General features: G+C 74.9%; 5 protein-coding genes. All 5 read right to left on the bottom strand.

Translation table 11 applies throughout. The features are described 5' to 3' along the window. Nucleotides 1-87: sugar phosphate nucleotidyltransferase (locus HCJ93_RS25515; protein WP_277350681.1), on the bottom strand; the 87-nt coding region annotated here is incomplete at its 3' end. Between the two features lie 175 nt (nucleotides 88-262). Then, complete coding sequence (locus HCJ93_RS25510; RefSeq protein WP_167998161.1) at nucleotides 263-4,636, bottom strand: Rne/Rng family ribonuclease; 4,374 nt, start codon at nucleotides 4,634-4,636, stop codon at nucleotides 263-265. A gap of 261 nt (nucleotides 4,637-4,897) precedes the next feature. Next, entirely contained in the window at nucleotides 4,898-5,680 is a 783-nt protein-coding gene (locus tag HCJ93_RS25505; RefSeq protein ID WP_167998160.1) for a TIGR03936 family radical SAM-associated protein, read from the bottom strand. Between the two features lie 48 nt (nucleotides 5,681-5,728). Next, nucleotides 5,729-6,958 carry a hypothetical protein gene (locus HCJ93_RS25500; RefSeq protein WP_167998159.1) on the bottom strand — a complete coding sequence of 410 codons (1,230 nt, stop codon included), beginning with the start codon at nucleotides 6,956-6,958 and terminating at the stop codon, nucleotides 5,729-5,731. Between the two features lie 93 nt (nucleotides 6,959-7,051). Beyond that, complete coding sequence (locus HCJ93_RS25495) at nucleotides 7,052-7,867, bottom strand: helix-turn-helix domain-containing protein (protein ID WP_167998158.1); 816 nt, start codon at nucleotides 7,865-7,867, stop codon at nucleotides 7,052-7,054. Nucleotides 7,868-7,977: the final 110 nt, after the last annotated feature.

Here is a 7,977-nt window from a genome sequence, read left to right as displayed (position 1 = left end):
TCCGACCGGCACCAGCGCCTTGGGCAGGGTGTCGGTGTAGGGGCGCAGACGCCGTCCGGCGCCGGCCGCGAGCACGAGGCCTATCATCGCGGTCTTTCTCCTTACGTTCCCCGGGTTCCGCCGAGCCGGGGGATGTCGGGGGGATCTGTCTCGGCGGTGCGCACGGTGGGTGCGGGCGGGTGCCGCACGGCCGGCCGCCGTGCGGGCGAAAAGGGTGTGGTCCTGTCCACGGGGGACAGGACCACACAGGGTAGACGCCCGCTCAGTCCTCTTCGGTCACGGCCGTGACCGAGGACGACGGCGGCTGCTGGGAGGCGGCCGCGGTCTTCTTCGACGTCGTCTTCTTCGCGGCCGACTTGGTGGTCTTCGCCGCCTTCTTGGCCGTCGTCTTCTTGGCGGCGGTCTTCTTGGCCGCCGTCTTCTTCGTCGCGGCCTTCTTCGCCGTGGCCTTCTTGGCCGCCTTGCGGGCGGTCTTCTTGGCCGGCGCGGCCTCCTCCTCGGCTCCCGCCTCGGGGCCGCCCTCCGCGCCCGCCTCGGCAGACGCCTCGGCCGGGGCCCCGGCGGGCTGCCCGGCGGCCTTCCCGGTCGCGCCGGCGGGGGCCGGCTCCTCGGCAGGGGCGGCCGGAAGGACGACCACGGCCGCCTCCTCGGACGCGGTGGGCGTGGTCGGCTTGCGCACCGCACGGCGGCGCGGACGGGCCGGAGCGGCGGGCTCGGGCGCCTCGGCCGCCGCCGGAGTCTCCTCCGGCTGCGCCGCCTCGGGCGCCGGGGCGCTGGCCGCCGCGGGCTCGGCGACGGTCACCACCGCGGGCTCGGCTCCCGCCGGGGAACCGGCGGGCGCGGTCACCTTGCGGGTGACCCGGCGACGCGTACGGCCCTTGGGAGCGGCCTCCTCGGCCGCCGGGGCCTTGGCCTCCTCCGGAGCGCCCACCACCGCGTCCTCCACGGCGGCCGGCTCGGCCAGCGCCTCGGCGGCCGGCTCGGGCTGCACGGGGCGCTCCGCCTCCTCGGCGGGCGTCACGTCCTGAGCCGTCGGCGCCTCGGCGGCGCCGGTCTCCTCCTGGCGGACCTCCTCCTGGCGGGCCTTGTCCTTCCTGGCCTTGTCCTTCGCCTTGCCCTTGGCCTCGTCGGCCTTGGGCGCGCCGGCGGGCGCGGAGGCACGGCGGCTCGCCCGGCGACGGCCGCGTCCGCGGCCGGCCGCCGCCTCCGCCTCGGCGGCGCTGCTGTACAGCTCCTCGTCCGGGGTGAAGGCGGGCTCCGGGAGCGCGGCGGGCTCGGCGACCTCGGCGGCGACCTCGGCCTCCGACTCCTGGTCCGCCTCCTGCTCGGCCGTCTCCACGGCCACGGCCGCCTCGGCCGGCTGCTCGGCGGCCCCGGCGCGGGCACGCTTGCGGCGCTTGCCGCCGCCACCGGTCCCGGCCGGCTGGTCGAGGTGGACGATGACACCGCGGCCGTTGCAGTGGACGCAGGTCTCCGAGAACGACTCCAGCAGGCCCTGGCCGACCCGCTTGCGGGTCATCTGCACCAGGCCCAGCGAGGTCACCTCGGCGACCTGGTGCTTGGTGCGGTCCCGGCCCAGGCACTCCAGGAGGCGGCGCAGCACCAGGTCCCGGTTGGACTCCAGCACCATGTCGATGAAGTCGATCACGATGATGCCGCCGAGGTCGCGCAGCCGCAGCTGGCGCACGATCTCCTCGGCCGCCTCCAGGTTGTTCCTGGTGACCGTCTCCTCGAGGTTGCCGCCCTGGCCGGTGAACTTGCCGGTGTTGACGTCGATGACGACCATCGCCTCGGTCCGGTCGATCACCAGCGAGCCGCCGCTCGGCAGCCAGACCTTGCGGTCCAGCGCCTTGGCGAGCTGCTCGTCGATCCGGTACGTGGCGAAGACGTCGACGTCGCTGGTCCACTTCTGCAGCCGGTCGACCAGGTCCGGAGCCACGTGCGAGACGTAGCCGTGGATGGTCTCCCACGCCTCGTCGCCGCTGACGATGACCTTGGAGAAGTCCTCGTTGAAGATGTCCCGCACGACCCGGACGGTCATGTCGGGCTCGCCGTACAGCAGCGTCGGGGCGTTGCCGCTCTTGGCCTTCTTCTGGATGTCCTCCCACTGCGCCTGCAGCCGCTCGACGTCCCGGCGCAGCTCCTCCTCGCTCGCGCCCTCGGCGGCGGTGCGCACGATGACGCCCGCGTCCTCGGGGACGATCTTCTTGAGGATGGTCTTCAGCCGGGCCCGCTCGGTGTCGGGCAGCTTGCGGCTGATGCCGGTCATCGACCCCTCGGGCACATACACGAGGTAGCGCCCAGGGAGGGAGACCTGGCTGGTCAGACGCGCGCCCTTGTGCCCGATCGGGTCCTTCGTCACCTGGACGAGCACCGACTGGCCGGACTTCAGCGCGGACTCGATGCGGCGCGGCCCGTTGGCCATGCCGAGCGCCTCGAAGTTGACCTCACCGGCGTAGAGCACGGCGTTGCGGCCCTTGCCGATGTCGATGAAGGCGGCCTCCATCGACGGCAGCACGTTCTGCACCTTGCCGAGGTAGACGTTCCCGACGTACGAGACCGCCTGCTCCTTGTTGACGTAGTGCTCGACGAGCACGTTGTCCTCGAGGACACCGATCTGGGTGCGGTCGCCGTGCTGCCGCACCACCATGACGCGCTCGACGGCCTCGCGGCGGGCCAGGAACTCCGCCTCGGTGATGATCGGCACCCGGCGGCGGCCCTGCTCGCGGCCCTCGCGGCGGCGCTGCTTCTTCGCCTCCAGACGGGTCGAGCCCTTGATGGACTGCACCTCGTCGGACGGTTCGGGCTTCGGGCGCGGCTCACGGACCTTGACGACCGTGCGCTCCGGGTCGTCCGCGGACGGCTCGGTCTCGACGGTGGCGTCTCCGGCCCGGCGACGACGGCGGCGACGGCGACGGCTGCTGCTGGATCCGGTCTGGGCGGCGGCGCCCTCCCGCTCCTCGCGGCTCTCGGCGCTCTCCTCGCCCTTCTCGCCGCTCTCCGCCTTCTCGGCCTTCTCGGCGGACGCCTCGGCGTCCTCCTCCGCCTGCTCGGCGGCGTCCTCGGCGTCCTGGGCGGCCTGCTCGGCGGCGACCCGCTCGGTGTCGGTGCCCCCGCTCTCGCCGGTCTCGCCGCTGTCGCCGTCGGCGGACTCGCCCCGCCTGCGGCGACGGCCGCCGCGGCGACGGCGACGGCGCGAACCGCCGGTCTCGCTGTCGTCGTGGTCCTCGGTGTCCGCGTGGTCCTCGGCGGACTCCTCGGCCTCCTCCGTCTCCGCCGTCTCCGCCGTCTCGGCGGCCGGTGCGGCCTCGGGCTCCTCGGAACCGCCCCGGCGACGCCGCCTGCGGCGCGAACCGGCGGGCCGCTCCTCCGGGAACTCCTCGATCTCCTCGGGCTCGTCCGCGCCCGCGGCCTCGGCGGCCGCCTCGGCCGCGGCCCGCTCCGGGGTCTGGAACTTGGGCTCGGTGAACACCGGCGGCTGGAACACCGCGACCGGGGGCTGCACGGGGCGCCGCGGCGGCCTGCTGCCGCTGCCGGAGTCCTCGGACCCGGCGGCGGGAACGGTGGCGGGGGCGGGCTGCGCCGGAGCGGCGAACCCGGCCGGGGGCTTGCGGACGACCCGGCGGCGCTTGCGGGGGGCGTCGTCGCCGGTCCCGGAGGCTTCGGCGGCCTCGGCGGCGGGCTGGGAGACCGGCGCGGCGGCGCTCTGCCCGGAGGCTTCGCCGCCCTCGGTGGCCTCTTCGGCGCTCTCGGAGGCCCTGGCCTCCTCGGCGGCGGGGGCGGAGGTGCGGCGGGAGGACCGGCGGCGCGTCCGGCGAGGAGCTGTGTCCTCGGCGTTCTCGGCGTGTGCGGCGTTCTCGGGGGTGCCGGCGGACTCGCCGGTCTCTGCGGCCACGGCGACTTCCTCTGCCTCGGCGGGCTTCGCTTCCTCGGCGGGCTCGGCCGCCCGGGCCGGCTCGGCGGACTGTGCGGCCCCGGCGGCCTCCGCCGCCCCGGTCGCCGCCGCCTGCGGCGTGGTCACCCTCCGCGTCACCCGGCGGCGGGCGCGGCGCGGCGCGGCCTCCTCCGCGGACGCGGGGGTCTCGGTGCTCTCGGCGCTGCGGTCGGCCTCGGAGGACGCGGAGGACTCGGCCGTCTCGGCCGTCTCGGCCGCCTCGGCGGTCTCCTCGCTCTCCTCGCCCTCTTCGAGCTCGCTCGCCTCGTCGTTCGCAGCCGCCGGCTCGTCGGTCGCTGCGGGGGCGGCCGGAACGACGGTCTCGGCCACCTCGGCGGACGCAGGGGCACCGGCGGGTGCGGAGGCGCGCCGGACCACCCGGCGACGGCGGCGCGGAGCCGCCTCCACCTGCGCGTCCGCGGCCGTCTCCTTGCCCGCCGCGCCTGCCTCGTTCGCCTCGTTCGCCTCGTTGTCCTTGACGCTGCTCCGTGCCTCGGAAGCCTTGGGCTCGCCGGGGCCGGTAGTGGGGTCGGCGGCGGGATCGGCGGGCGGTATGGCCGGAGTGACCACCTCGGCCGTCTCGGAGGTACCGGCGGGCGGTCCCGCCGGGCGGGAAGCGGCACGCCGGCGCCTACGGGGCGGCAGGGTGTCGCTGGGAGTGTTGGATTCGGAGCCCTGGGTGGGCTCGGTCGGTTCGAGCATGCGGGCGTTTCTCCCGTCAGGCTCCCGGGCGCCGCACCTGGTCCGGCCAACAGCCGGTGACGTCCGCGGCTCGCGCGTTGCGCGGTGCCGCCGTCCGGGGCGCGGGCGCCGCTCGGGAGCTCTCTGTGTCCTGTCTCGCCGGTTCCGTACGCCGAATGCGTACGGCCTGGCGAAAGTCTTCTGGTCGGTGCGCTGCCCGACCCAGGTGGCTCCCGAGTTCGAGGGCGGCGCTACGACGTGCGTCCCTTCGCGGAACCGTCCTTACGCCGGCGCCGTCGCGGTGGCAGTGGGACCGGCCGTCGAGCGGGCCGTCACTGCCTCGCGGTCGGGCGCGAGCGGGTCGGTCACCGTGCCGGTCTCTTCATCGAACAGCCCCTGCGCCAGCCTGGTCACCGCTGCGGGGACCGGCGGCGCCAGGTCGGCCACGGCGCGAAGACCGGACAGGACGTCGTCGGGTCGTACGGCAGGCGTCACGTGCCGAACAACCAGCCGCAGTATCGCACAGGGCTGGTCGCTCGGCCTATCAGCCTGCGAGGAGTCCGCGGAGTGCGTCTCCACGCATTCCAGACCGGCGACCGCGGAACGGGCGTCGAAGGTTCGCACGCCGTTCTTGGTGAGCCGCTGGACCTCGACGGTCTCGGCCGCCTGGAAGGCGTCCACCGCGCGGCGGGCCTCCCCGGGATCGACGCCGTCGAGGCGCAGCTCCCACACGGAGGCCGTGAGCCGGTCGGCGAGTCCCGAGGTGCGGGCCTCGACCGCCTCGACGATGTCGAGCCCGGCGGGCAGCGACTCGTCGAGGAGGATCCGGAGCCGCTCGGGGTCGCGCGGCTCGGTCAGGGCGATCTCCAGGTACTCCGCCTCACTGCCCGTGCCGGTGGGTGCGGCATTGGCGTACGACACCTTCGGGTGCGGCGTGAACCCCGCCGAGTACGCCATCGGCACCTCGGCACGGCGCAGCGCACGCTCGAAGGCGCGCTGGAAGTCACGGTGGCTGGTGAACCGGAGGCGGCCGCGCTTGGTGTAGCGCAGTCGGATGCGCTGCACCGCGGGTGCGGGCGGCGGGCCTACGGGCTGTCGCTTGCCCAGTGTCGTTCAGTCCTTCGTGAGAGCGGTCGTCCTGCCACCAAGAGTACGTGCCCGCCGCGCGGGAGGTTCCCCGCGGTCCGTGAGCTGGGGCTTTCGGGGCTCACCGAAGAGCATCCGGCGGAAGTCGGCGCGGGCCTGCCGCACGGACTCGCGGGCGGAGGCCAGCGCCTGCCGCGTGGCCCGCCCCACGCTGCGCGCCGCACGGGCCGCGGGCCGCAGCACCGCGTCGCGCACGGCGTGCCCGACCGGCGTCAGCACACTGCGGTACACCCATCGCACCGGCTCCACGAAGATCCACCGGAAGAGGGTCGCGAGGAACCGTCCGACGACGAGCGAGATGTGCGCGGCGACCCGCCAGGCGTGCCCGAGCGCGTCCCCTATCTCCCGCCCGATCACGGTGAGCACGGTGCCCACACCGCGCAGCAGCCACATCACCGCGCGCCCGGCCGGCACCAGCAGCCACCGCCACACGGCGAGCGCCGGCAGCACGAACAGCACCCGCGTGATCCAGTACAGCGCCGTGCCGACACCGCGGACCACCATGGCGACCGCCCACGCCACGCCCCGGGCACACCAGGCGATCGCATGCCCGGCCGGCGTGAGCACCCACCGGTACAGCCACGCCGCCGGCACGACCACCAGATACCGCACCAGCCAGGCGAGGACGGCATACACCCCCGCCCCGACGGCAGCGAGCACGGTGCCGATCCCGCGCACCAGCCACACCACCCCACGCCCCACCGGCGTCAGCACCCACCGGTACACCCACACCGCCGGCACGACCACCAGATACCGCACCAGCCAGGCGAGGACGGCATACACCCCCGCCCCGACGGCAGCGAGCACGGTGCCGATCCCGCGCACCAGCCACACCACCCCACGCCCCACCGGCGTCAGCACCCACCGGTACAGCCACGCCGCGGGCGCGACGATCAGCACCTTCCCCAGCCACAGCGCCAGCTGCCCGAGTGGGGCGAGCAGATACCGCCACAGCCCCACCAGCGGCCAGACGAACACCGCCCGCGCCAGCCACAGCAGACCCCGCCCGACCGGCCGGAGCAGCGCCTCGTCCAGCCACCGCCCGCTCACCACCAGCGCGTCCCACAGCATCCGCACGGGCACGACGAGGACCAGCACCACGATCCGCACCGGAAGACGGATCGCCGTGACGAGACACCCCTCCCCGCCGCCGGCGGCCCCGCCGGCCGCCCGGCCGCCGGACTTCTCCAGTTCCATACCGCCGAGGACGCCCGCCGGCCCCGCCCGGATCCCCCGTCTCGCAGGTCCTCACAGAATCGTAACCAAGATCGCGGCAGCTGCGCGGCAGGGTCACGGTGTCACGGCGTGGCCGTCGGCCATCCCCCTGAGCACCTCGGCCGTCGCGGCATCGGCCGGGAAGAAGGTCTCCACCGCGATCTCGTCCAGCGTCACGTCCCTGGGTGAGCCGAACACCGTCGTGGTGTAGAGGAACGCGAGATCCCCGTGCTCCGAGGACAGCAGCAGCGGCACGGCGATGTCGTCCTGCCCCCGCTGACCCCCCTGCCCGTTCTCCCCGCCGCCATCGGCGGACACCGGGTAGGACTCCAGCTCCTCCAGCAGCTCCGCCAGTCCCTCGGCCGCCGTGCGGGCGAGCTGTCTGCGGACCCGGCGCAGCACCTGCGCCCGCCACCGCTCGAGATTGCGGATCCGCCGCGCCAGTCCGTCCGGATGCAGGGTCGCCCGCAGCACGTTGACCGGCGGGGTGAGCAACGCCTTCGGCAGCCCCGCGAAGAAGGCCGTCGCCGACCGGTTCGCGGTCAGCAGCTCCCACCGCACGTTCACCGCCAGCGCCGGGCTCGGCTCATGCCCGGTGAGCACCGCCTCCACGGCGTCCCGGGCCGCGCCCAGGTCGGTGAGGGCCCGCTCGGGATGGAACGGAGCGAAGCCCGCGGCGAGATGCAGCACGTTGCGCTCCCGCAGCGGCACCTCCAGCTCGTCGCAGAGACGCTCGATCATGCTCCGGCTCGGAACGGCGCGCCCGGTCTCGATGCAGCTCAGATGCCGGGTCGACAGATTCGCGGCGAGGGCGACGTCCAGCTGCGACCGGTGCCGGCGCTCCCGCCAGCGCCGTACGAGCACTCCGACCGGTTCCGTGGTGGTGGCCATGCCCCGAGCCTCGCTCCCCCGCCGCGGGACGGCAATGACCTCGGAGGTCATCGACAGCGCGCCGCACCCCGCCGCAGGCTCGGTTGCAGCGGACCCGTGCGCGGACCGAC

This window comes from Streptomyces composti (assembly GCF_012034205.1).
GTDB classification, from domain to species: Bacteria; Actinomycetota; Actinomycetes; order Streptomycetales; family Streptomycetaceae; genus Streptomyces; species Streptomyces composti.
This window is presented reverse-complemented; position numbering and strand designations above follow the sequence as displayed.